Origin of the sequence: Priestia sp. BR_2, from assembly GCF_041954005.1 — a bacterium.
Classification (GTDB): domain Bacteria; phylum Bacillota; class Bacilli; order Paenibacillales; family Paenibacillaceae; genus Paenibacillus_AQ; species Paenibacillus_AQ lautus_A.
Genome location: NZ_JAVFHM010000210.1, coordinates 1 through 558, shown reverse-complemented (window position 1 = coordinate 558; position 558 = coordinate 1). Strand labels below are relative to the sequence as shown.

At 40.5% G+C, this 558-nt stretch carries 1 protein-coding gene; it reads right to left on the bottom strand.

Features of this window, described 5'->3' with window-relative positions:
- Positions 1-558: non-hydrolyzing UDP-N-acetylglucosamine 2-epimerase (gene wecB, locus RB298_RS15585; protein WP_486047530.1), on the bottom strand; the 558-nt coding region annotated here is incomplete at both ends.

Here is a 558-nt window from a genome sequence, read left to right as displayed (position 1 = left end):
CACGCGAAGCGAAATTATTGCAGTTCACTACTTCTAAAGGTTCGATTAAGTGAATGCGAGGATCATTTCCTAACACTTCATCCGCCAATTCACGAACAACAGGATTTAAATGTACAGGGTAGACTACTTGTACGTCATCATGTTCCTCTACAATTCGTTTGATTGCACGGAACATATTGCGCATTGGTTCACCAAGATTTTCACGGCGGTGAGCAGTTAACAGAATTAAACGATCGTCCCCTACACGATCTAATACCGGATGAGAATATTCTTCTAATACAGTTGTTTTTAGTGCATCAATTGCTGTGTTTCCTGTAATAAATAACGTTTCTTCTTTTTTGTTTTCTTGCAGCAAGTTATGTGCAGATTTTGTAGTAGGAGCAAAATGAAGGTCCGCTAATACACCTGTTAACTGGCGGTTCATTTCTTCCGGGTACGGAGAATATTTATTCCATGTACGAAGTCCCGCTTCTACATGCCCTACTTGTCTTTGATTATAAAAAGCCGCAAGGCCTCCGATGATGGTTGTATTTTTATCCCCTTTCACACGTACGATGC